The sequence below is a fragment of the Candidatus Desulfatibia sp. genome (assembly GCF_036446775.1).
Lineage (GTDB): Bacteria > Desulfobacterota > Desulfobacteria > Desulfobacterales > UBA11574 > Desulfatibia_A.
Map to the genome: position 1 here is coordinate 1 of NZ_JAZFTO010000261.1, position 22,221 is coordinate 22,221.

Below are 22,221 nucleotides of genomic sequence, written 5' to 3' on the forward strand. Positions count from 1 at the left end.
CTTGCGTCTACCAATTCCGCCACCCAGGCAATATGTAGTATTTCCAGCTGCTTTTCTGCTATTTCTTCAAGTTAAGCATTAGTCAACAAACCCCCGTTTTGCTAATTTTGGGAAATACCAATCGGAGGCGTTGTTTGGTACTAAACAAAATTTTTGATAACCCAAATCAGACATGATTACAAGGGAAAATATTTTAAAATGGACTTGACCCCAAGCGTTTACCCTGATTTCTTTTTCAAATCATCAACAAGTTTATTATAATCCGAATTTCTCACCGGGCTTAAAAAAGGAGGGTTATTATGCAAAATACACCATCTGAAGGTTCCGAAATGGAAAAAGAGAAACAGTATGTGATTTTAAATAGATTTTAATTTGGTGCCGAAGGGGAGACTCGAACTCCCACAGGGAGACCCCTACTAGACCCTGAACCTAGCGCGTCTGCCAATTCCGCCACTTCGGCACTGAGAAGTATCGCTGAAAAAAGATTGCTTTAAAATACAGGATCATTTATATAAGGTTTTTTGTTATTGTTGTCAAGCAGTTATTGAGGTCTTTAAAAGGATGCAATGATACTCGTTGAAAACTTAGATGATATTGAAAAACCATACAAAAATGCAGTGATTACCATCGGAAATTTCGATGGTGTCCACATAGGGCATCAGGCTCTGTTTTATGAAGTGATTGAAAAGGCCGACGCCCTCGGCGGCACGTCCATTGTCATGACCTTTGAACCCCACCCCATACGGGTACTCAAATCAAACGGACATCCGCCGCTGATTACCCTTTATGAGCAAAAAATCGAACTGATCGAAAAATCAGGTGTCGCTGTGATTATCTGTGTCCCCTTTACCTGGCAATTTGCGGCTATACCGGCAAAAGAATTTGTGGAAGATATCCTGGTAAAGCGTATCGGGATGCAAGCCATTATTGTGGGTAGTGATTATACCTTTGGTCAAAATCGTGAAGGAAATCTGGACCTTCTACATACTTATGCCAAGAATCTTGGTTTTGAAGTGATTGTAGCCGACTGGATACAGACCTCAAACAGCCAGCCGGACAGGATCAGCAGCACGCGAACACGTGAGCTTGTCATGGACGGTAAGGTTATTGAAGCCCAAAAAATGCTGGGCCGCAATTATCAGATCAGAGGCCTGGTCACGACCGGCCGCAACCGAGGAGGAAAACTTCTCGGATTTCCGACGGCAAACATAATCCTGTATAATGAATTATGCCCCAAAACAGGGGTTTATGCCGTCACGGTTGAGTGCCTGAACAACCTTTACCAAGGCGTGGCCAACATCGGATACAGCCCCACTTTCGGTAACACTCAATTTACCGTTGAGGTACATATATTAGACTTTGACCAAAACATTTACGGGCAAAAAATCCGCGTCAACTTTGTCGAGCGTATTAGAGATGAAATAAAGTTTCCAGGTATTGCCGAACTGGCAGAACAAATTAAAAAAGATACTCAAAAAGCACGCGCAATCCTGTCTTAGGCCTTTAGTCTTGAACTATTTTCTGTGCGATACGTTCTCATATGAAAAAAAAAACAATCATTTCCCTGATTCTGGGGATAATACTATCTGCCCTGGCACTTTATCTTGCTCTTAAAAACGTACCATTTTCCGAACTTATCATTTACCTTGCCTCTATAAACTACTTTTGGATAGTACCTTCGGTTGTGGTTATATTCATAGCTTTTGTTTTGAGAGCTTACCGCTGGCAGATCATCCTGGAATCAGCCCATAAAGTAGGTTTCTGGCAGGCGTTTCATCCTATGATGATCGGTTTTATGATAAACTGCGTCCTGCCGGGCAGGGTCGGTGAGGTGGCCAGGCCGGCGGTGCTGCTGAAAAAGGAAAAAGTCCCCTTTCTAACAGGGCTTGCAACCGTAGCGGCTGAAAGGGTATTTGACGTCGGTATCTTGATGGCTCTTTTCGCTGTTTTGTTCGCCACCGTTGAGATCGATCCCGGCCTGGATATCACCTTCGGAAATTATCATTTAAACCAGCAAACCCTTATCATCATCGGCCGGAGCATGTTGCAATTGTTTGTAGTCCTTATGGCCGGCATCATCATGGTCAGTTTTGATAAAACCCGCAAAGTGATCAACAACGCTATCATGGCCGTCCCGTCGGCCTTTTTCTTCAGCGGGCCTTCTTTTAAACTAAAACTGCAGCAAAAAATCTGTCTGCCGCTGGTTGGCTTTGTTGAAACTTTCGCCACCGGTTTTACACTTGTTAAATATCCGACAAAGATATACATTTGTACCGGGCTTTCGATTGTTGTATGGGGGCTTTCAGCTTTATCCTATTACATCATCGCCTTAGGTAGCCCGGGCATTGAGCTGACCTTTCAGGAAATTGCAGCGGTTATGACAATTATCTGCTTCTTTATCGCCCTGCCGTCGGTGCCGGGTTTCTGGGGAATCTGGGAGGCAGGCGGCGTTTTTGCTTTGGCCCTTTTCGGCGTTTCCGCAAAGGATGCCCTCGGCTTTACCCTTGTGAATCACGTAGTTCAAGTGTTTACCGTTATCGTTATCGGTTTTATTTCAGCCCTGGTAACCAGTGTAAATATTTGGCAGGTTTCGTATGAAGATAGGGAATATAAACAATTATGACCATACTCGAAATTAAGACATATCCGGATATATTCCTAAGTAAGCCCACAAAGCAGATTGAAAATATCGATGGTAATATCCAGCATTTAATTGAAAACATGGCGGCTACCATGTACCAGGTCCCCGGTGTCGGACTTGCAGCCATACAAGTCGGTCACGATAAAAGACTGCTGGTTTATGATGTTGCTCCCAGAGATGAAAAACGAGAACTGCAGGTGCTCATTAATCCAAGAATCGTTTCCAGTGAAGGAACCATGATTTCAGAAGATGAAGGATGCCTCAGTGTCCCCGATTTCCGGGCCGATGTAAAACGTGCCTCCCTGATTCTGGTGGAAGGTCTCGACCGCGAAGGCAAACCTCTGAGAATTGAAGCCGAAGGAATGCTGGCAGTGGTACTGCAGCATGAGATCGACCATTTAAACGGAACCCTGTTTATTGACCGTATAAGTTCCTTAAAACAGCAGCTGTATAAAAAGCGTGTTAAAAAGAGTTTAAAGAAAAAATGAAGAGCGGTTTTAAAATCATTTTTATGGGGACCCCGGACTTTGCCGTACCTGCCTTGAGAGCCCTGCACAAAAACAACAATGACGTAGCTCTGGTAATAACCCGGCCCGACCGGCCCAAAGGAAGGGGGCGTAAAATCACTCCCCCGCCGGTTAAAACCGCCGCTTCACAGTTAGGTTATGACGTTGTTCAACCGGTGTCGATTAAAACCGGTGAGTTTGAAAATCTTCTTAAAAGACAAAAACCGGATATGATCATTGTCGTGGCATTTGGCCATATACTTTCTAAAAATATTCTCAAAGTACCAAAACTGGCGCCAATAAATGTGCATGCTTCGCTCCTGCCGAAATACCGGGGTTCGGCACCGATTCAATGGGCTGTTATTAACGGCGAAAAAGAGACTGGTGTTACCACCATGTTAATGGATGAGGGCATGGATACCGGTGACATTCTTTTGTCGGCAAAAACTGATATTGCTCCTGATGACACCGCCGGGAGCCTGCATGACCGTCTGGCCGGCCTGGGAGCAGACCTTCTCATCCAAACCCTCGAAACTATTGAAGCTAAAGGCTTAAATCCTATCCCTCAGGATCATGCCCGGGCGACCTATGCGCCTTTGCTCAAAAAGCAGGATGGTCATCTTAACTGGCAAAGACCGGCCGAATCCCTTGATGCATTTATACGCGGGATGACCCCCTGGCCCGGCGCATTTACCTTCCACATGGATAAACGTCTTAAAATATTTAAGGCCAGCCCCATCCCAATGGAAGTGGATGAGCTCCCGGGCACCGTAATCAAGAGCTTTCCCGATGAACTGCGCGTTTCCACCGGAAGAGGAGCCCTTTCCGTGCTGGAAATTCAGGGAGCATCAGGCCAGCGTCTTTTGACCAAAGACTTTCTGCGGGGCTACAATATAGCTCCCGGGGATGTCTTAACCTAACCCGGATAAACCGGCCTCCGGCTCGTAGAGCCTACGCCTCGGAGAGAACTAAAATATATATTTGCCACCAAGGCACCAAGACACAAAGGATATGTTTATTATTCTTTCTTCGTGCCTTGGTGTCTTGGTGGCAATAAAAAAGTTTTGACATAAAAACAACAAGTTTCATAACTATGCAACTAAAACTTTAATAGACAACCTTTAAATGACGGATGTTGCTAGAAAAACTGCTCTATTAATTCTGAATACTCTGGACAAAAAACAGCAAACTCTGGATAGTGTATTGGATGCTGTGCTCAGCAAAGCAACCCGGCTAACAAGCAAGGATCGGAAGTTAATTTACGCCCTCGTATACGGCGTCCTTAGATGGAGAGGACGACTCGATTGGATAATCGGACATTTTTCAAAGACCCGTCGGGACCGCATTGATCCTACGATTTTGAACATCCTGCGCCTCGGGCTTTTCCAGATCACCTGCTTAGACCGCATACCGGTCTCGGCGGCAGTAAACACATCGGTAGAAATGGCCAAGTCGGCCGCACCTTTATGGATAGTACGGTATGTAAACGGCCTTTTGCGTAGTGCCGCCAGGGAATATCATCATGTCCCCTATCCTGATATTGTAAAAGATCCTGTGCCCTCCCTGGCTGCCGAAAAGTCATTTCCGCAATGGCTGATAAAAAGATGGCTGGATCGCTTCGGCCTGGAAGAGACCGGCCGTCTCTGCGATGCCGTCAACACCATTCCGCCTATCACAGTAAGGACCAACACGCTTAAAACCAACAGAACATTTTTAATGGAATCCCTGCAAGGCCATACCGAAAAAATAGCGCCAACTCTTTTTTCACCGGATGGTGTCTCTTTCAGTAATCCCAAAACAGCTATACCCGATATGGAATCCTTTCATGATGGATTTTTTCAGGTTCAGGATGAAGCCGCCCAGCTAGTCACCATTTTTTTAAGCCCGCAACCTGGAGAAACAGTATTAGACGCCTGTGCCGGTCTCGGAGGAAAAACCGGCCATATTGCCCAAATGATGAAAAATAACGGCAAACTTATCGCCCTGGACAATGATGAGCAAAAACTTTCACAGCTGATGCACGCGATGAATCGACTTGGGATCTCCAGTGCAACTACCCGTGCTCACGACCTGAATAACCCCTTAACTCCGAAGCATTTCGGAATGTTTGATCGTATCCTTTTGGATGCACCATGTTCAGGCTTGGGCGTCCTGCGCAGGAATCCTGATGCTAAATGGATAATTGAAAAACAAAATCTGGCGTACTACCATGCAAGACAGGTACGTTTTCTGGATAATCTGGCTAACCTTGTCAAACCTTCCGGTGTTATGGTTTATGCTGTTTGCAGCACGGAACCCGAGGAAAATGAAGCGGTGATAAAAGGCTTTTTGAATAAACATAAAGAATTTGCTATAGAAAACAAACTTGCAAGCCTAACGTTTAAGACCCGTTCGCTTGTCGATCAAAATGGATATCTTAAAACGTCTCCTCATATTAATAACATGGACGGCTTTTTTGCGGCATGTTTAAAGCGAATAAAATGATCGGACGCATAATAAAAATAGCTGCTTTATTTATTTCATTCGTTCTGGTGGTTGGGCTAAGTGCCTACTTTGCTCTCACGCTGATCATAAAAAGCGAAGATACCGTCGTTGTCCCGAACCTTGTTGGAAAAAATGTGGTTTACGTTCTTGAATTCTTAACTGACCTGGGTTTAAATACCAAAGTTAAGGGATCCGAGTACAGCACTGATGTACCCAAAAACCACATCATTTTTCAGGAACCGGAAGCGGGCGCGGAGATAAAAAAAGGGCGCGATGTCAGGATAATACTGTCAAAAGGAGCCAAAACTATTTTGGTTCCTAATCTTAGAGGGCTTTCAGTGCAGCAAGCGCGGATCAACCTGGAAGAAAACGGTTTGTGCCAGGGAGAAATATCGAGTACTCACAGCCAAAGCATCAACACGGATGGAATCATTGCCCAGGATCCACCCTCGGGAACCGTGATCACTCGCGGCGGATGTATCAATCTTCTTGTAAGCATGGGGATGCGGCCCCAAGCCTATATGATGCCTGATCTATTAGGACTCTCTTTAGATAACGCCATCCCTTTGATTGAAAGAAGTGACCTGATGCTGGAAGATATAAGCTCGATTTTTGATGAAGACAAACCGCAAAATACCATTGTTCGACAGGAGCCTCCGGCCGGCCATCGTGTGCTTGCCGGAGACATAATCGCTCTGGTCATAAACAAAAAATCAGGTGAAAAAGGCCCCACCCATTTTTCGGGCTCATATGGGGTCAACCTGTTCAGGTACCGGCTTAAAAATGGATTTTTGAAAAGACATATCCGGGTTCGGTTAAACAGCTTCGGCCTATCACACGATATCTTCGATGATATAATAAAGCCGGGAGAAGAAGTCTGGTTGCTTGTTCCAAAGAATGTAAATGCAAGCGTCATGCTTTACGAAAATAACAAGCTGATCAAGACCGAAGTTTTTGACACATGGTAGAGTCACGGGTTGCGAGTTGCTGGATACGGGATGCTGGATACTGGATGCTGGATGCTGGATACTTGATACTGGATACTTGATGCTTGTTGGAGCGTAGCGGAAATCCCGATTTATCGGGGAAACTGGATGCTGATCACTGGTCACTGATTGCCGTTACCTAACTGTATAGCCAGGGGAGATAATAATGAAACTGATTGCACCATCGATACTGTCGGCCGATTTTTCAAAACTTGGAGATGAAATCGAAGCTGTAGAAGCTGCCGGCGCTGACTGGGTACATATAGATGTGATGGACGGCCATTTTGTTCCCAATATTACCATAGGCCCCCTAATAGTTGAAGCTGCGCGGCGTGTTACTGCACTGCCCCTGGACGTCCATCTAATGATCGAAAACCCCGAACGCTACATTAAGGATTTTGCAGATGCAGGCGCCAGTCTGATTTCCGTGCAGGCTGAAGTCTGTGTGCACCTGCACAGAACCGTGCAGATGATAAAGGAAATCGGTCTGCGTGCCGGTGTCGTGTTGAATCCTGCAACCCCTTTATCTGCAATAGAGTGGGTCCTTAAATATGTTGACATTGTAATGATAATGAGTGTTAATCCGGGGTTCGGCGGTCAGGATTTTATTCCAAACAGCCTGGATAAGATCAAAGACCTTCACATTATGATTGAAAATAGTGGACTATCCACCCTGATTGAGATTGACGGCGGAGTAAACGAAAAAACAATAAAGCATATATCGGATGCCGGTGTTGACGTCTTTGTGGCCGGATCAGCTATCTTCGGAAGCCCCGACTACAAAAAGACCATCGCTAAATTCCGAGAGCTTATCGGCAATTAAAGAATCCGGCCCAGAGGGCCAGGCTTAGGTTTCACCTCATAGGAGTGCAGTCTGTCTCAAACACAGAAAAGTAAATTCCAATTTAATATTCCATGGTGATTATTTTCCGGCAAAGCCTTGTTTTTAACCTGGCCAGGAGGGGCAGTTTTTTCTGGATAAAATACCATTAGGAGTAAATGATTATGGCGCTAAATAAAGATCAGGCCAAGGTCCTTGTCGTTCACGGGCCCAACCTGAACATGCTGGGCCAAAGAGAACCTGAGGTTTACGGAACAACAACACTTAAAGCCATCAATGCTTCTCTTGACGAACTGGGCAAAAAACTGGGACTTTTGTTGGAAACTTTTCAATCGAATCATGAAGGCGCCATTGTTGAAAAGATCCAGGAAGCCGTCGGAGAGCAAAACGGACTTATCATTAATCCCGCAGCTTTAACACATACAAGCATTGCTATCCGTGATGCACTTCTTTTGCTGGATATTCCGGTAATTGAAGTCCATCTGTCCAATATCTACAAAAGGGAACCGTTTCGCCGCAAATCGATGATATCCGACGTTGCCACCGCTCAAATTACCGGATTCGGTATGCAGGGATACACCATGGCTTTGGAGGCTCTGGCTGGAATGGTTCATTAGCAACAGCTTTGCCACCTTAGTGTCTTCGTGGCTTTGTGGCTGAACTATTATAGCAAATGTAGTTAATCTGCATGCATATCGTACCAAAGCGGTGGAAAAAAGGGCTTTTGGCCCCTGGCGCCTGGACACGACGTATACTTTTTTGCATGATGACGCTAGCCGGAACGGTTTCCTCTCACTGGTTGCCAACATGGACTACGGCTGGATCTGGCAGGGAAAAAATGTATATGGACTCTTGGAATTTTATTACAATGGCCTGGGCAGCGATCAATATTCAGATGCATTCAAAGATCCTAACGTTTTAGAGCGCTTGTCCCGGGGAGAGCTTTTTACGTTAGGTCGAAAATATTTAAGTGGTAAAATCCAGGTGGAATTACACCCTCTTTTTAATCTCCATCTGTCCGTCATTAACAACTTGGCGGATCCTTCGGGAATACTTCAGCCCAGGGGCATCTGGGATATGCAAGCAAATATTCAGCTCACCTGTGGGGCTAACATCTATTACGGTAAAACAGACTCTGAGTTCGGTGGTTTCAAAATGCCCACAACCACTTTCCTGAGCAAACCTCCGGATAACGCCTTCCTATGGCTGACTTTCTTCTTTTAAATTTGATTAATGTAAATATCACTTTAAATATAGCTTAACTTGGTATAAGATATTTATATCTACTTGCTTAAAGAAAGCGAGATTTCAATGACTTCCAAAAAACTTAGAATAGCTTCGGGAGTTAGCCAGCTTGACCGGCTTCTTGACGGGCTTTACATCGGGGATAATGTGATCTGGCACGACGATGCCGGCAGTTTGGCATCCGTATTTTGTTTAAACTTTATTCAGATTTCTCAAGCCCAGGAGAAACCCCTTATTTATGTCAGCTTTGATCGTTCCCCTAAAAACCTTCTCGACAAGCTGGGACCCTTGGCTCAGAATAAGCAGTTAATTATCCTGGACTGTTTTACGTATGGTAAAGGGGCCGGTTCAGACGTCTTCCTCAAGTTTTATGAAAAAAAAGAAAACGAGCGGCCCTGCCGTGTCATCAGGGTGGATGAACCCCGGCAAATCGACCAGGTTGAGACCGCCCTTTACGGTATCCACGGAACACTGGAAGGCGATGTGCGTTTTGTTTTTGAAAGTCTAACCGGCATGCAGGAACTGTGGGGTGGAGAACAGCAACTGATAAACTTTTATTTTCACGCCTGTCCCCGGTTATATGAACTGAATACGATTGCATACTGGATAATAGAAAAGGGGGCCCATTCAACTCGTCTAAAGGCTCAGATTAATCAAATCGCCCAGGTTGCCATCGATTTATCCGTTAAAAGAGGCAAAACGTCCTTGACCATTTTGAAGGCTGAAAAACGGGATCTGGACACCCTTAACAAGCCCTACAACTATTGGAGTAAAGACCTTAAAATCACCTTTGATGCCGAAAATCGTAAGACGGGACAATTTGATCTGGGAATGCGGTTAAAAGACTTTCGAACCAAGCGGGGACTGTCCCAGACCGAGCTGGCAAAACTGGTTGGGGTGACCCCCAGCACTATTTCTCAGGTGGAAAGCAACCTTATATACCCCTCTTTACCTGCACTCCTTAAAATGGCGGAAGTCCTGGCGGTTGATATAAGTTCTTTTTTCCAGGAATCCGTGGATATTGCTCGCCGGGTTATTTTCCCCTTTGCAGAAGCGGTCGAGGTTAAATTTTCAGACTTACCGGAGGGCAGCATCCAGGCCAATCTTTTGACACCTGTGGATTATGAGCTTAAAGCAGAACCATATCTGATTGAAATTCCGCCTAATAAAACCTTGCCGTCCCATTTCTTCATCCACAAGGGTGAAGAAATGGGCTATATGTTATCCGGAAAACTGCAAATAAAATTTCAAAAAGCCGTTTATACCGCCCATGCCAGTGATATTATTTATCTTATTTCAGAAATGCCTTCCCAGTGGAAAAATCCCGGTCCAAACACGGCCCGACTGCTCTGGATGAAAATCAGATAGCCTTATGGATGGAAACTAGTGTCCATCGTGTTTATTTTGGTTTCGTGGATGAGCACTAACTAGTTTTCCGCAATTGCTGAACAGCGCTTTTCATATCTTCAACAAAATGCTGTTCCATCTCACAAGTATCGCAGGCATGGTTGTACGGGCAGGCTTCCAGGGCGAGTTCCCCCATATGCAGCGACTGCCCGCCGGCATCATCGGAATTGCAGATCATTTCGATACAGGTCGTGGGGCAAATATAGGTGCAGGCCCCGCAGCCTATACAGACATCTGATGCTATTCCAAAGGGAGTATTCACCTCACGATCAGTGCCACGATTCGTGAAACTGATGGCGCTCACACCAACCATCTCCTCGCAGGTTCGAACACACAGACCGCATAGGATACATCGCTGGTCGTCTATCTTCTTTAAACGAGAGGTCCTGATTCCCTTTCTTTCGGCCAGTTGCTGAATCACCGGTACATTGGGACACCTGGCCAAAAAGAGCTCCATCAGCACCCTCCGGATTCTCTTGACCCGATCGCTGGAGGTTGACACCTCCAGGCCCTCCTCGGCAGGATAATTGCACGATGTCACAAGTTTTGACCATTTATTCTTATTCACTTCTACCATGCAGAGCCGACAGGCCCCGTGCGGTTTGAGGGCTGGGTGGTAACACAAGGTGGGGATGTGAAGGCCCAATTTCCTCGCCACCTCGAGAATCGGCGTCCCCTCCTCTACCCGAACATGTTGTCCGTCTATCGTCAAAGTCACCATAATTTCATCTCACCCGCACAGCTTCCTGCATACATAAACTGTAGCATATGCCGCACCCGATGCACTTGTCGGGATCTATGACATGCAGTGCTTTCTTTGCACCGGAAACGGCCAGCTCCGGGCATTTTTTACGGCACACCGTGCAACCGTTACATAACTCTTCGTCAATATAATATTCGAACAGATTGCGGCATACACCGGCCCGACACTTTTTGTCAAAGATGTGAGCCCGGTATTCATCGCGAAAATAACGAATCGTACTTAACACCGGATTCGGAGCCGAACCGCCCAGGGCACACAAGGAAGCCTCGATCATAAAATGCGACAGTTCTTCCAGCAGCGCGATATCGTTGTCTTCCCCCCGACCTTCACATATATTCGACAGTATTTCATGCATCTGCCTTAGTCCCTCGCGGCATGGAACACACTTTCCGCAAGATTCATGCATTAAAAAACCGATGAAATACTTGGCCACATCCACCATGCAGCTATTTTCGTCCATGACGATTAAACCGCCGGAACCCATCATAGACCCCACTTCATACAGACTGTCGTAGTCCATCCGCATATCCAGTTTGCTCAGGGGGATGCAGCCACCCGAGGGTCCACCGGTCTGCACGGCCTTAAACTGCTTATCTTTTCTGATCCCACCGCCAATGTCATAAATGATTTCGCGCAGCGTAATCCCCATGGGGACCTCCACCAGGCCGGTATTTCGGACCTTACCCACCAGGGAGAATATTTTGGTGCCTTTGCTCGTTCGGGTTCCGGTTTCCGCATACCGCTCGGCACCCTGGTCGATGATGAGAGGCACATTGGCCCAGGTCTCCACATTGTTGAGATTGCTGGGTCTCTCCCACAAACCGCTCTTAACGGTGTGGATGTACTTTGCCCTGGGCTCACCCACCTTGCCTTCAAGAGAGTTCATCAAGGCCGTGGATTCACCGCACACAAAGGCACCTGCCCCTCGGTTGATCTCTATGTCAAGGTCAAAACCGGTGCTCATAATATTTTTCCCCAAAAAGCCGTATGAGCGCGCCTGATCAATGGCAAGCGTTAAGTGCTCGACAGCAATGGGGTATTCGTCCCGTACGTAAATAAACCCCTGATTGGCTCCGATGGCATAACCACCGATAATCATCCCTTCTATAATACTATGGGGATCTCCCTCCATCAGGCTGCGGTCCATGAAGGCGCCCGGGTCTCCTTCATCACCATTGGCAATCACATATTTGACAATTCCCGGCGCCTCCCGGCAGGATCGCCATTTTCTGCCGGCCGGGAATCCCCCGCCGCCGCGGCCCCGCAGGCCGGAGGCCTCAATAGTTTCGATAATCTCCTCGGGAGTCATTGAGGTAAGTGCTTTCACCAGGGCGCTATATCCTCCTTCAGCAATGTAGTCGTCGATTTTAGTAGGATCAATTTTGCCCATTTTTGAAAATACATTTAGAACCTGTTTTCGAAAAAAGGGTATATCCTTTTCGCTTCTGATTTTTTTCTTACTTTCAAGATCGGTATAAAGAAGCCGCTTCACCGGCTTACCATGCACTAATGTCTCAGTAATAATGTCAGGAACATCTTTAGGCCTGACTTTGTTATAAAAGACATCCTTTGACTCAATGGCTATTATTGGACCATTCTCACAAAAACCCCGACATCCAGTCTTTTTAACCTCTATCTTGTCTTTTAGATCGCGATCCGCAAGCTCCTGTTCGAAAGAATCGATAATGTTAAGAGCCCCCCCGGCACGACATCCTGTGGTGCAGCATACTCTTGCGACCTGGATGCTGGGATCCCGTCTACTCAAGATAGTTTGACGGAGAGCTTCTAAGTTTTCAGGATTCTTAATCTTTTTCACTCTCAATATCCTCTGATTCTTCTGCATACTTGGACAAAATCTTTTCAACCTTACCGGGTGTTACTGCGTCGTAATACGTATCGTCCACAACAGTGACAGGAGCCAGTGCACAGGTGCCGACACAATTAACTGTCTCTAAGGAAAATATCATGTCCTGGGTTGTTTCCCCATCGCGAATACAAAGGGTTCGCTCAATCTGTTCCCGGTTCTGCACGGCACCATTAAGGTGACAGGCTGTTCCAAGGCAAACCCGGATGATATGGCGCCCCCGGGGTTCCAAACTAAAGGATTTATAAAAGGTTGCGATGTAATACACCCGGCTTAGGGGGACTTCCATGCGTTGGGATACATACTTGAGTGTCTCGGGCGGTAAGTACCTCTCCAGCCGTTGAATGTCCTGCATAATACTGATTAAGGCATCATGGCGGCATTCGTATTTCTCCAAAATCAAATCGACCTTTTCAAAAGACATTCAGTATTTCTCCATTTTCACTTGGTATGCTTTTGCCAGCACGGCATTGTATGAGGTCCGCAAAACCCTTCCCGCACCTTTCGAAACAGAGTGCGCCGGCATAAATCCTTTAAATAAGGATTGACTGCTTCCAATTTTTCTAAAAAGCCTTCGGCCACAAGACCTTCGGCCAAAGCCATTTTTCTGAGTTCTGTGGCGACACGGCTGAATTTTACCTCCTGAGGACAGACAAAGAAACACTCATTGCACAAACAACAGAACCAGATCAGATCCGAAGAGAGCACCTCTTTTCTCCGTCCCAGCAAAATCTTATAAATAATGCGCCGCGGGTCAAAGTCTTCAATGATTTCATGAACAGGGCAAATCCCGGTGCAGGAGCCGCAGGTGAAACAAGGTTTGATACTTTCCAAGCCTATTTTGTCGGCCACTTCTTCTTTAAAGTTAGGATCAAATTCACTAAAAAAGACGTCTCTCATGGTTCGTTCCTGTTGGGTTAGGCGACAAGGAGTCGATCGGGTTCAACGAGTTTTCTTTTTTCAAGCTTTTTGAAACAATCCATCACCTGGTCGGGCGATATCTCCAGAAGACTTGCCAATTCTTGAAGAGGATGGGGCTTGTCCTGTAAATACAGCATGACGCCATATCTGGCCCTTTCAGCGGCAAGGGTCTTTTCCAAATCGGATTGCAGTTTATGCTCCGGAGGTATTTCCCGATAGGTATCCCCCTGTTTCATATACTTTGCCTGTCGGGCAATGACCATTCTAAGACGTTTGCCTTCAAGAGCCATGCGGGCAGCTTTTAATTTTATCATGAGATGCTCTGGTTCCAAACCCGCACTCGATCCAAGGGGGCCCAGTGCTTTAATCCGATCCGAAAAGGCTGCAATGAGTGCCACAAAACGGGGTGCTTCGGCGGCCGAGACCCATTCCAACGACAATCTGTGCGGGTCTATTTTTAAATCCTCGAGGAGTTTCGTGATTAGATTAACCTTGTGGATAACTTCGTAATTACCGGTCCGGTAATGGCATTCGCCCAGATGTCAGCCGCCGGTAAAGATGCCGTCCGCTCCGTTGATGAAACCTTCCATAAGGAAAATAGGGTCGATGCGGCCCGTGCACATCACCCGGATGACTCGCACGTGAGTCGGATACTGAAAACGGGCCACACCGGCAGCATCAGCGGCAGCATAGCAACACCAGTGGCAGAAGAAACCCAGGATCTTCGGTTCGAATGTGTCAATTTTCAATTCTCTCACTCCGTTCGCTGTCATTTGTATATGTCCGCTTCTCTCAATCTACAAACCACAAATGACCAATGACAAATAACTAACAGCCTTCTCCAAAGGCTCTTATCTGAGCCAGGATCTGTTCGTCGGTAAACCGTCCCATGCTGATGGCCCTCGAAGGGCAAATCGAAGAGCATACACCGCACCCTTTGCAGGCGGCCGTAACAACTTCGGCTTTTTTGAGTTTTCCGATTTTTACGCGTCTTATGGCGCTATACGGGCATAAATCTTCACAGATTCCACATCCGATACACTTATCCGTATCGCAGGATGATACAATCGGCTCCGCCTTAACATATCCTTTTGACAGCAAGCGGGCGGCTCTGGCAACGGCCGCCTTGGCTTGAGCGATGCATTCATCCATCGGCTTGGGAAACTGAGCCGTGCCACAAAGATAAATCCCGTCTATATAAGAATCGACCGGGTTCATCTGCGCATGCGATTCTAAAAAAAACCGGTCGGCCGAAAGGGGAATGGCCAGCTGTTGATTGAGAACCTTGTTTTCACGTGGAATCATGGCCGTGCTTAACACCAATAAGTCAGCATCGACAATAAGGTTTTCGTTTAAAAGCGGATCTGCAACTGTAACTCGAAGCTTTCCGTCAAGTTCCTCAACCTGGGGCTTTTGTTCCGGATTGTAGCGTACAAACAGAACACCCCGATCCCTGGCAAGGGTGTAAAAATCCTCGCTAAATCCGTATGTCATGATATCCCGGTAAAGAATAGTCACATTGGCGTCAGGATTGAGTTCTTTGATTTTGAGCGCGTTTTTGATGGCTTGTCCGCAGCAAACAGCACTGCAGTAGGGATGGGTTTCATCTCTTGATGCCACGCACTGAATCATGACAACATGGTTCAGGTCTTTGGAATTCAGCTTCCCATGGGCCAGTTTTTCCTCAAGGTTTTGTTGCAGCAGAACGTTGCTATGCCGGCCATACAGATACTCGTTGGGGGTATATGGCTTTGCACCTGTGGCAATAATAATAACGCCGTGTTTTAATTCAAGTGTATCTTTATTTTCACCATCCCCCGGCGATATAACCGTACGGAAGTTTCCTACAAAACCCTCGATCACTTGAATCGCAGCTTTGGTATAAACATGAATGGAGACATGATTCTTGATTTCCCGGAGGAGTTGCTTCAAATGCTTTTGGGGATCAGGGCCCTCCGGAGTAGCATAGGTCTTTTCAAGATTTCCTCCGAGACGTGACGACCTTTCGATCAGATAACATTCAAAACCCTGGCGGGCCAAGCTAAGGGCCGCTGTCATCCCTGACAGCCCGCCGCCGATGACCAACGCTTTGGGATCGACCTCTATGATAGTTTCCGGTAGCGGTTGGTTCAGCCTGGCCTTGGCAACCGCCATCCGCACCAGGTCTTTAGCCTTTTGGGTGGCGGCCTCCTTTTCCTGCATATGAACCCATGCACACTGGTCACGGATATTGACCATTTCTGCCAGGCATTTGTTCAAACCGGCCTCCCGGTTGGTGTCCTGAAAAAGGGGTTCATGGGTTCTGGGCGTACAAGCGGCCACCACAATGCGATTGAGCTGATGTTCGACGATCGTTTCCGCTATCAAACCCTGGGTGTCCTGCGAACAGGAATAAAGATTGTCCGCCACCATGACCACATCCGGCAGGGTGCCGGCGTATTTCTTGACTTCCTGAACATCGACCACCGCACCGATATTTTTGCCGCAGTGGCAGACAAACACCCCTATTTTCGGAGGTTCGTCAGGCTTGCTGCGTTCGTCGGGATATGTCTTTTCCGTTACCAGGCTCCCCCGGGCCGATGCCAGCAGTTCGGCGGCCGAGGCTGCGGCCCCACCGGCCTGAATGACACTGTCAGGAATCGATTTTGGTCCCTGAAACGCACCGGCCACAAATATACCTTTGCGACTGGTAGCCAGCGGTGAAAACAACCCGGTATCACAAAAGCCGTAATGATTGAGGCTGGTATTTGTTGCCAGAGCCAGGGCGCTGTTTCCTCGAGGGGCCTCAAGACCGTTGGCCAGCACTACCAGATTAAACGCATCTTCTCTTTGGCAGCCGTCATCGGTGACATACGTTACGACAAGATCTTGCGTGCCCGGTTGCTCGTCGATCTTTGAAACCCTGCTGCGAATAAATTTAACGTTTTCAGCTCGGGCGCGTGCATAGAACGTCTCAAAGCCCTTACCGTACATGCGCATATCCATATGAAACATAGTAATGTCCAGGTCAGGTTCATGCTCCAGGGCCACGATGGCATCCTTGACCGCATATTTGCAGCATACCGATGAGCAGTAGGGATTACCGGCGGCCTTATCCCGGCTGCCGACACAGTGAATAAACGCAATTCTTTCCGGTTTTTTCAGATCTGAAGGTCGCAGAATTTGGCCCGTGTAAGGTCCGGATGCGCAGCAAATGCGCTCAAACTCCTTGCCGGTGACAATGTTGGGTGAGTCTGCGAACCTGTGCGCTCCTGCCCGCCGGTGGTTGAAACTCGAAAAGCCCGGAGCCATGATAACCGCCCCAACCTGATAGGTTAAAATTTCAGGTCCTTGGCTGAAATCGATGGCGTTGGCTTCACAGATGCGACTGCACTGCTTGCATTCTTTTTTAGACAAAAACAGGCAGTACCGGGGATCAACCACATAGGCTGACGGGGCTGCCTGGGCATAGGGGATATGAATGGCCTTGCGGTGTGACAGATGTTCTTCATACGGGTCGGGTACCGTCACAGGGCAATAAGAGGCACACACTCCGCACGCCGTACATTTGCTTTCATCCACATAGCGGGGTTGCTTGCGCACTTTGACCGTAAAGTTTCCGGCCGGGCCGGAAACTTCTTTTAAGGTGGCATTGGTGACAATTTCAATGTTGGGATGCCGGGCAGACTCCACGAGCCTGGGAGCCAGGATTCAAATCGAACAGTCATTGGTCGGAAACGTTTTGTCCAGGGCGGCCATTACACCCCCAATGGCGGGAGAGCTTTCCACCAGATAGACATAATACCCGGAATCAGCTAAATCCGTGGAGGCCTGAATACCGGCGATTCCACCGCCAACGACCATCACGGCTGCAATAACATCATTTTTCTGGTTCATCGGATTCATTTCTAATCTTCAATTAATTCAAGGGCGCCGCTGTTGCACCATCGCACACATGAGGGGGCGGGCGGAATACCGCAAAAATCGCACTTTAGATGGAAACCGGTTTCCGCTTCGATAAAAAAAGGTTTTTCCGGGCATGAGGCCCGGCAGATCAGGCACATGTTGTAGCTGACGCCGCCAACGACAAGATCATTTTTCGAAGTACAGGCCGCATCTACAAACGGACCGGCAATGGTCGGAAAATAAATATTTCCTTCTCTGAAGACCCTGATGCGTGCTCTGCGCGGATTGGCTATGCCGGCGATATGGTTGAGGGAACAGGCGATTTCACAATGTCTGCAACCGGTACATTTGGTATGATCGATTTTAATTCGTGCCATTTTTTACTCCTCTACCTGTCCGTATGGCTCAAAATCTTAAAATTTGTGTCAAGTTTTTGTAAACAACAGTTCAATACAAAATGCTATAAGATGCTTGATGCTGGTCTCTGGATACTGGATGAAATACAGCATCGAGTATCCAGGATCCAGTATCGCTTCGCCATAATCAATATGTAGAGCTTCCATCAACCCGTCGCTTTGAAGCGAAGCTAGGTTATATCTAATGTCTTCAAGATTTCAGGCCCGGGCCGGCCTTGTGCGTCCCATCCTCGAAGATGGTAGTAATTCCCGATCATTTCGCTTAGCTTGGATATCTGGCCGGCGGCCGGACCGTCCGGAATCGGTTCTTTGATAAACCGTTCGGGCAACGTGTCATAACTGCCGTCAATTCCGGCCTTTATGTTAAACAGCCTTTCGGTGTTCCAGATCCGCTCACCTATCAATAATAGATCGTCGGCTTTAAACCCGGTACCAAGAGCGCTGTTGACCATCGGCACAAAATTATTGAACTTCAGCCCCATCAACAGCCAATTGCACAGCCCCAAAGAATCCATCACCGCCGTTATTTCCTGATAGCGCTTGACGAGCTCCGGTTTGCCGGCGGTCGTCCAGGGATCTTCTTGGCTGTGGACGTTCAGGACTTCGTCAATAAATGTGTAAGCATAAAGATGATGGGGGCCATAGTTGGACGTGGCGAAATGCAGGCCCATTCCCTGGATGGCCCGGGGATCGAACGGTGCCATGGGAATGCCCTTAACACCCATAAAAAGCTGCGGATTCCCGTATTCTTCGGCCAGGGCTTTGGCGCCGATACCGATTCTTTTAGCATGCCCTTTTTTGGTCGCCATCAGTGTCAGGGCTTGAAGCAGATCTTCCCCTTGGCCAAACCTAAGTTCAAGTTTGAGCGTCTCCTTAGAAACAATTCCTTTTTCTTCCATTTCCATGGCGGTTGCCAATGTTCCCCCGGCGGCAATCGGATCCAAACCCATCTCGGCACAGATCATATTGGCCATGCCGATGGTGGTCAGATCGGTAATACCGCAATTAAGGCCGAGGGCGCCGATTGCCAGGTATGTGGGAGCCATGCCCTTGCCTTTGAACAGCGGATTGCTGACATCGGTCTTTTTAATACAGGCGATCGGACATGCAAAGCAGCCCCGCGCCCTTAATGCAAAGGCCTTGGCCAAGGTTTCGGTACCAACACTTTTTGATTCTTCAAATGCGGAACGTTGAAAGTTCTTAAAGGGCAAAATCCCTTTTTGATTGCAAAGCCCCACAAAAAAAGCAGATCCCCAAGCCGTCATGGATTGGGATGTCAGCGGGGCGCTGTTCAGCTTATTAATCAGGGTAGTTACTGTTTGTCCAAAACGGTTTCCGTCGGCAACCGTCACCGAATGGCTCCCTTTGACGGCAATGGCCTTTAAGTTTTTGGAGCCCATAACAGCACCGATGCCCGCTCCCCCTACCGACAGAAAACCGTCATTGATAATATTGGCCAGTGGAACCAGTTTCTCACCCGCAGGACCGATGGACAGCAAATACGTGTCACGGGAGGCCCATTTATCCGGCATGTTTTTTTTAAACAGCGCTTCGGTCTCGGACGTAGTGCGACCCCAATATTCCAGGGCCGGACGGATACTGACCTTGTCATCTATAATCGAAAGAATGACCGGCGATTCGGCCTGGCCCTCAACAATAATCATGTCAAGTCCGGCGTACTTCAATTCCGCACCAAAGTGCCCGCGCAGCTTGGCACACGCAATGGTTCCGGAAAGGGCGCTCTTGGTGACCACGTTACACGATGCTCCGGTAACAGCCCCGGTTCCGACCAACGGACCTGATACAAATATAAGTTTATTATCTGCAGAGAGAGGATCTACTTGGGGATCAACATCATCGGAAAGAACTTTGGCGCCCAGACCCCGCCCTCCTAAATATTTTTCCATCAATTGTCGCGGAACCTCTTCAAGCTTATAATTGTCTTGAGTCAGATTCACTCTGAGGCATTGACCGGTCCAGCCGTTCATAGTGTCTCTCCAAATAAAATAACCTTCATCAATCGCCAATCGTCAATTGGGCTAGGCTGCGCCTTTCAGCCACGCTTCGGTTTTGTCTTCCAGGGCTTGGTAGCCGAAAGTAACACATGCTGTTTTACAGCAGCCGCATCCGATACAGTTATCGGTTTCAATGTAAATCGAGCCTTGCTGATCTGTTATGGCACGTACTGCACAGACTCTCATGGCATAGCAATCCTTGCAATTATGTGGGCAAATAACATTGAGCATCCTGTTTTCCTTTCAAATAGGGCGTTAAAACACCGTAAATTTGGATACGATATTTTTGATTTTCGATAGACTAACCCAGAATCCTGTCGATCTCTTCTTTATCCGAATCCATCACATACGGAATACCGGAAATATCGGCCGCTTCTCTTGTCAAAGCAACCAGATCATCTCTTTCAAGATACTTAAGGGCAAATTTTCGTGCACCGGCCATAAACTGCTGCAGCCCCTGGCGCAGGCGATCGACGTAAGAATAAAATCCGATGGCACCGGCCGGAATGCTGGCGAAATCGCTGCCAAAGCGCTCTTTGAGCTCGGCACCCACCGCAAACAATTTCACGTATCCGTCTGCGATATCTTCGCCTTCAAGCTCCATTTTTTCGGCCATCATTTTACCATGGGTCTTGCCGACCATGGCTGCGGCCATAATCGACCGCCCCAGACAGATGGCTTTTACATAAGGCGCTGCCAGGGCAATGGCCTTGAAGATGTGATCTTCCAGAGAAAGACCGCCGGCGATCGCCAGGGGTGGTATGTAGGCGCCCTTGGCCGCGAGCCGTTCACACATCTGATAGGCCAGGCATTCGAGCTCAACCGTCGGGATGCCCCACTCATTCATCATGCGCCAGGGACTCATACCGGTACCGCCGCCGGCGCCGTCGATGGTTAAAAGGTCTATCTTGGCATCGGAGGAATATTTAATGGCCCGGGCCAGATCAGCAGGGCGATAGGCACCGGTCTTTAAGGTTACATATTTTGCTCCCACGCTGCGAAGGTGCTCCACGGCTTTATGAAACGATTCTTCCTCGACCATTCCGAGCCTTGAATGTCTTTCAAATTCAGTGATTCCACCGGCTTTAAACGCCTCCTGGGCGGCCGGGTTGGTCGGGTCCGGCAGAACAATATAGCCGCGGTCTTTCAGTTGCAAAGCTCTTTCCAGGGTGGGAAGTTTGACTTCACCGCCGATATCTTTGGCACCCTGTCCCCATTTGAGTTCGAAAATCTCTATGCCGAGTTTTTCGATTACGTACTCGGGCACCCTTAATTTGGTATCTTCCACATTGGCTTGAATAATGATGCCGCCTTTGCCGTCGTACCACTTATTGAAAGCCTCTATGCGGCGTTCCATCTCGGGTGATTTAGCGATTCTGCCGTTTTTGAATTCAGCCTGGGGGTCCATGCCGCATATATTCTCCCCGGCCACGACAATGACACCGGAAATGGCAGCACCAACGGCCATCTCTTCCCAATTGATTCTGGCGATCTCCGTAGACCCCACGGCACCGGTGAACACCGGAAAATCAAGCTTGATGCTGCCGTCGGCGCCTACTGCGGTGGTACAATCAACGGCCGGAAACGTGGCCACATCCGGATCGGCTTCTACCCCGACAGCACCGACACAGGTTCCTTGAATATTGAAATGTGAGAAATCAATGGGATAATCCTTTTCGGATCCTGAGGTTGTCAATCCAAACGGTTGCGGATAGATCATCTCCCGCCCCTTCAAAGCGGAACGACCGATCTCACAGGGGCCTTCACAGCCGTCCAGACAAGTCACACAAATACCTGATACCGGCGCGGGATCGACCCGGGTTGAACTGACGGTAGCTGCACTACGATTCGGTTTACTAAATGTCATAACAGAACCCTCCTTACCTAAAAAGTTAATATGAACAATAAAAAAAGACGCCTACCCAAAATAGGGAAAAGACGCCTTTGTCTTCTATCTTTAAAAAAGTTCCGCACGCCTTTGTGCAAAACTTTATTTAAACTAAACTTTTTGCTATCTACTTTAGCTCAGATAATTGTTATTAGCACAACTAATTATTTCGTCAAGTTGTTTTTGCAGATCTCGCAAATAATGATCGATGATGTGGTAAAATTTTGGACAAAACACTCCATCTCTAATCAAAAAGTTGGGTTCAAAAGTTCAACGTTCAAAGGTTCAGAGGTCGGCCGCCTCGTTGAATTACCCTTATGGAATCAATGGTTAAGGAAAAAAGCGCGAAGTGCTTAACC

At 47.7% G+C, this 22,221-nt stretch carries 21 protein-coding genes and 1 tRNA gene; 10 read left to right on the plus strand and 12 right to left on the minus strand.

Annotation, left to right across the window (positions count from 1 at the left end; genetic code table 11):
* Positions 1-373: 373 nt before the first annotated feature.
* Positions 374-460, minus strand: a tRNA-Leu gene (locus V3S16_RS12495).
* Positions 461-566: 106 nt separating this feature from the next.
* On the opposite strand from V3S16_RS12495, the gene V3S16_RS12500 reads away from it, so the two are divergent.
* The 10 genes from V3S16_RS12500 to V3S16_RS12545 all read left to right on the plus strand — a co-directional run bounded on the left by V3S16_RS12500 (position 567) and on the right by V3S16_RS12545 (position 10,071).
* Complete coding sequence (locus tag V3S16_RS12500; RefSeq protein WP_413885422.1) at positions 567-1,499, plus strand: bifunctional riboflavin kinase/FAD synthetase; 933 nt, start codon at positions 567-569, stop codon at positions 1,497-1,499.
* A 41-nt stretch (positions 1,500-1,540) separates the two neighbouring features.
* On the plus strand, positions 1,541-2,623 hold the full coding sequence (locus tag V3S16_RS12505) for a lysylphosphatidylglycerol synthase transmembrane domain-containing protein (RefSeq protein ID WP_413885424.1): 1,083 nt from the start codon (positions 1,541-1,543) through the stop codon (positions 2,621-2,623).
* Complete coding sequence (def, locus tag V3S16_RS12510; protein ID WP_413885426.1) at positions 2,620-3,129, plus strand: peptide deformylase; 510 nt, start codon at positions 2,620-2,622, stop codon at positions 3,127-3,129. The genes V3S16_RS12505 and def overlap by 4 nt, the downstream gene beginning before the upstream one ends.
* Entirely contained in the window at positions 3,126-4,067 is a 942-nt protein-coding gene (gene fmt / locus V3S16_RS12515) for a methionyl-tRNA formyltransferase (protein ID WP_413885428.1), read from the plus strand. The genes def and fmt overlap by 4 nt, the downstream gene beginning before the upstream one ends.
* A 205-nt stretch (positions 4,068-4,272) precedes the next feature.
* Complete coding sequence (gene rsmB, locus V3S16_RS12520) at positions 4,273-5,631, plus strand: 16S rRNA (cytosine(967)-C(5))-methyltransferase RsmB (protein ID WP_413885430.1); 1,359 nt, start codon at positions 4,273-4,275, stop codon at positions 5,629-5,631.
* Positions 5,628-6,599 (plus strand): PASTA domain-containing protein, encoded by a 972-nt coding sequence (locus tag V3S16_RS12525; protein ID WP_413885432.1) that lies wholly within the window; start codon positions 5,628-5,630, stop codon positions 6,597-6,599. Before rsmB ends, V3S16_RS12525 begins: the two co-directional genes overlap by 4 nt.
* Before the next feature lie 184 nt (positions 6,600-6,783).
* The gene (rpe, locus tag V3S16_RS12530; RefSeq protein WP_413885434.1) at positions 6,784-7,440 is read left to right on the plus strand and encodes a ribulose-phosphate 3-epimerase; all 657 of its coding nucleotides are present in this window, start codon (positions 6,784-6,786) and stop codon (positions 7,438-7,440) included.
* A gap of 182 nt (positions 7,441-7,622) precedes the next feature.
* Complete coding sequence (gene aroQ, locus V3S16_RS12535) at positions 7,623-8,075, plus strand: type II 3-dehydroquinate dehydratase (RefSeq protein WP_413885436.1); 453 nt, start codon at positions 7,623-7,625, stop codon at positions 8,073-8,075.
* Positions 8,076-8,265: 190 nt separating this feature from the next.
* Complete coding sequence (locus V3S16_RS12540; RefSeq protein ID WP_413885438.1) at positions 8,266-8,682, plus strand: hypothetical protein; 417 nt, start codon at positions 8,266-8,268, stop codon at positions 8,680-8,682.
* 87 nt (positions 8,683-8,769) lie between these two features.
* The gene (locus V3S16_RS12545) at positions 8,770-10,071 is read left to right on the plus strand and encodes a helix-turn-helix domain-containing protein (protein ID WP_413885440.1); all 1,302 of its coding nucleotides are present in this window, start codon (positions 8,770-8,772) and stop codon (positions 10,069-10,071) included.
* 55 nt (positions 10,072-10,126) lie between these two features.
* On the opposite strand, the gene V3S16_RS12550 is transcribed toward V3S16_RS12545, so the two are convergent.
* From V3S16_RS12550 to V3S16_RS12600, 11 genes are all read right to left on the minus strand, one after another.
* Positions 10,127-10,831: a 2Fe-2S iron-sulfur cluster-binding protein gene (locus V3S16_RS12550; RefSeq protein WP_413885442.1), complete on the minus strand. Its 705-nt coding sequence runs from the start codon at positions 10,829-10,831 to the stop codon at positions 10,127-10,129.
* Positions 10,832-10,835: 4 nt separating this feature from the next.
* The gene (locus tag V3S16_RS12555; protein ID WP_413885461.1) at positions 10,836-12,638 is read right to left on the minus strand and encodes an NADH-ubiquinone oxidoreductase-F iron-sulfur binding region domain-containing protein; all 1,803 of its coding nucleotides are present in this window, start codon (positions 12,636-12,638) and stop codon (positions 10,836-10,838) included.
* A gap of 37 nt (positions 12,639-12,675) precedes the next feature.
* On the minus strand, positions 12,676-13,161 hold the full coding sequence (locus V3S16_RS12560; RefSeq protein WP_413885444.1) for an NAD(P)H-dependent oxidoreductase subunit E: 486 nt from the start codon (positions 13,159-13,161) through the stop codon (positions 12,676-12,678).
* Positions 13,162-13,178: 17 nt separating this feature from the next.
* The gene (locus V3S16_RS12565) at positions 13,179-13,637 is read right to left on the minus strand and encodes a 4Fe-4S dicluster domain-containing protein (RefSeq protein ID WP_413885446.1); all 459 of its coding nucleotides are present in this window, start codon (positions 13,635-13,637) and stop codon (positions 13,179-13,181) included.
* 17 nt (positions 13,638-13,654) lie between these two features.
* Positions 13,655-14,431 (minus strand): hydrogenase iron-sulfur subunit, encoded by a 777-nt coding sequence (locus V3S16_RS12570; RefSeq protein ID WP_413885448.1) that lies wholly within the window; start codon positions 14,429-14,431, stop codon positions 13,655-13,657.
* A gap of 55 nt (positions 14,432-14,486) precedes the next feature.
* Positions 14,487-17,330, minus strand: a complete 2,844-nt coding sequence (locus V3S16_RS12575) for a 4Fe-4S binding protein (protein WP_413885450.1) — start codon at positions 17,328-17,330, stop codon at positions 14,487-14,489.
* An 18-nt stretch (positions 17,331-17,348) separates the two neighbouring features.
* Complete coding sequence (locus V3S16_RS12580; RefSeq protein ID WP_413885452.1) at positions 17,349-17,543, minus strand: FAD-dependent oxidoreductase; 195 nt, start codon at positions 17,541-17,543, stop codon at positions 17,349-17,351.
* A gap of 2 nt (positions 17,544-17,545) precedes the next feature.
* Complete coding sequence (locus V3S16_RS12585; RefSeq protein ID WP_413885454.1) at positions 17,546-17,920, minus strand: hypothetical protein; 375 nt, start codon at positions 17,918-17,920, stop codon at positions 17,546-17,548.
* A gap of 209 nt (positions 17,921-18,129) precedes the next feature.
* A complete protein-coding gene (locus tag V3S16_RS12590) occupies positions 18,130-19,947 on the minus strand; it encodes an aldehyde ferredoxin oxidoreductase family protein (protein WP_413885456.1) in 1,818 nt (605 codons plus the stop codon).
* A gap of 51 nt (positions 19,948-19,998) precedes the next feature.
* Positions 19,999-20,160, minus strand: coding sequence for a hypothetical protein (locus V3S16_RS12595; RefSeq protein WP_413885458.1), 162 nt, complete (start codon positions 20,158-20,160; stop codon positions 19,999-20,001).
* Between the two features lie 115 nt (positions 20,161-20,275).
* Positions 20,276-21,841 carry an FMN-binding glutamate synthase family protein gene (locus V3S16_RS12600; protein WP_413885460.1) on the minus strand — a complete coding sequence of 522 codons (1,566 nt, stop codon included), beginning with the start codon at positions 21,839-21,841 and terminating at the stop codon, positions 20,276-20,278.
* Between the last annotated feature and the right edge of the window lie 380 nt (positions 21,842-22,221).

Coding starts and splice junctions, on each gene's coding strand:
- V3S16_RS12500 (WP_413885422.1), top strand. CDS start 567: ATGATACTCGTTGAAAACTTAGATGATATTGAAAAACCATACAAAAAT.
- V3S16_RS12505 (WP_413885424.1), top strand. CDS start 1,541: ATGAAAAAAAAAACAATCATTTCCCTGATTCTGGGGATAATACTATCT.
- def (WP_413885426.1), top strand. CDS start 2,620: ATGACCATACTCGAAATTAAGACATATCCGGATATATTCCTAAGTAAG.
- fmt (WP_413885428.1), top strand. CDS start 3,126: ATGAAGAGCGGTTTTAAAATCATTTTTATGGGGACCCCGGACTTTGCC.
- rsmB (WP_413885430.1), top strand. CDS start 4,273: ATGACGGATGTTGCTAGAAAAACTGCTCTATTAATTCTGAATACTCTG.
- V3S16_RS12525 (WP_413885432.1), top strand. CDS start 5,628: ATGATCGGACGCATAATAAAAATAGCTGCTTTATTTATTTCATTCGTT.
- rpe (WP_413885434.1), top strand. CDS start 6,784: ATGAAACTGATTGCACCATCGATACTGTCGGCCGATTTTTCAAAACTT.
- aroQ (WP_413885436.1), top strand. CDS start 7,623: ATGGCGCTAAATAAAGATCAGGCCAAGGTCCTTGTCGTTCACGGGCCC.
- V3S16_RS12540 (WP_413885438.1), top strand. CDS start 8,266: ATGGACTACGGCTGGATCTGGCAGGGAAAAAATGTATATGGACTCTTG.
- V3S16_RS12545 (WP_413885440.1), top strand. CDS start 8,770: ATGACTTCCAAAAAACTTAGAATAGCTTCGGGAGTTAGCCAGCTTGAC.
- V3S16_RS12550 (WP_413885442.1), bottom strand. CDS start 10,831: ATGGTGACTTTGACGATAGACGGACAACATGTTCGGGTAGAGGAGGGG.
- V3S16_RS12560 (WP_413885444.1), bottom strand. CDS start 13,161: ATGTCTTTTGAAAAGGTCGATTTGATTTTGGAGAAATACGAATGCCGC.
- V3S16_RS12565 (WP_413885446.1), bottom strand. CDS start 13,637: ATGAGAGACGTCTTTTTTAGTGAATTTGATCCTAACTTTAAAGAAGAA.
- V3S16_RS12580 (WP_413885452.1), bottom strand. CDS start 17,543: ATGAATCCGATGAACCAGAAAAATGATGTTATTGCAGCCGTGATGGTC.
- V3S16_RS12585 (WP_413885454.1), bottom strand. CDS start 17,920: ATGGCACGAATTAAAATCGATCATACCAAATGTACCGGTTGCAGACAT.
- V3S16_RS12590 (WP_413885456.1), bottom strand. CDS start 19,947: ATGAACGGCTGGACCGGTCAATGCCTCAGAGTGAATCTGACTCAAGAC.
- V3S16_RS12595 (WP_413885458.1), bottom strand. CDS start 20,160: ATGAGAGTCTGTGCAGTACGTGCCATAACAGATCAGCAAGGCTCGATT.
- V3S16_RS12600 (WP_413885460.1), bottom strand. CDS start 21,841: ATGACATTTAGTAAACCGAATCGTAGTGCAGCTACCGTCAGTTCAACC.